Annotated in this window: 1 protein-coding gene; it reads right to left on the bottom strand. The window is 48.6% G+C overall.

Annotation, left to right across the window (positions count from 1 at the left end; translation table 11 throughout):
• Nucleotides 1-15 precede the first annotated feature (15 nt).
• Nucleotides 16-222 (bottom strand): hypothetical protein (locus PL9631_RS26495; protein ID WP_197046534.1); only part of this gene is annotated, 207 nt, incomplete at its 5' end.

The following is a 222-nucleotide window of genomic DNA, read 5'->3' as shown; positions in this document are numbered from 1 at the left end:
GGAGAATGTTCAGGATTAGTTTAGGGCCTCATCTGTCCCCAACAAACCCTCAATAGTCCTGAAAATATCCTCCAAGGTAGGGAGCGTTTGCAATTCCTCCGCCACCCATTGCAATGCCTGGGGAATCTTCAATAGCTTCCTGAGTCGGGGTTTCCAATCGGCACGAGTCAACAAATTCCAGAACTGTGTCCAAAACCGTTTCAGCAATTCCGATGGTTCTCC

This window comes from Planktothrix paucivesiculata PCC 9631 (assembly GCF_900009265.2).
Taxonomy (GTDB): domain Bacteria; phylum Cyanobacteriota; class Cyanobacteriia; order Cyanobacteriales; family Microcoleaceae; genus Planktothrix; species Planktothrix paucivesiculata.
This window is presented reverse-complemented; position numbering and strand designations above follow the sequence as displayed.